We start from the raw sequence: 502 nt of genomic DNA on the forward strand, positions 1-502 counted from the left end.
AGTTGCGTACAAGCCTGAAGTAGTCCAGCGTTGCTTGCCGTTCATGTTCAACAGACGTGCGTGGTCCATGTTAACGTTACCAACGTCAATAGCGAAGACAGCGTTGTCTGCGGCTTCCTTGTTGATGACATCCCAGATTGGTTCTTGGCGTACGCGGCCTTCGTCCTTCAAGTGGTCGTCAGCAAATGAAGCAGTCCATGCGTCCCATTCTTCACGGTCGGCCAAAGCAGCCTTGTAAAGTGGTGATTCTTCACGGGCTTCACCGGCGTCGATCAAAGCACGCAAGCTCTTTTTAGCGTCTGCCAGGATTGATACGTCAACTGAGTGACGCTTGCCTTGCTTTTCTGGATCAACGTCGATTTGGATAACCTTGGCGTTCTTAGGGAACCACAATACTGAGAATGGTGAGTTGTTACCAACCCAAACTACCAGGTCAGTGTGGCCTTGAACTTCGTTAGGAGCCTTACCACCGATACGGCCGATAGTCCCCAAGTATGGCTTG

The 502-nt window shown here is 51.0% G+C and carries 1 pseudogene; it reads right to left on the reverse strand.

The window, feature by feature from the left end:
- Window positions 1-502 (reverse strand): annotated as a pseudogene (locus FD23_RS10345) (pyruvate oxidase); the annotation flags it as partial.

This window comes from Lactobacillus delbrueckii subsp. delbrueckii DSM 20074 = JCM 1012 (genome assembly GCF_001433875.1).
In the GTDB taxonomy this organism is placed as follows: domain Bacteria; phylum Bacillota; class Bacilli; order Lactobacillales; family Lactobacillaceae; genus Lactobacillus; species Lactobacillus delbrueckii.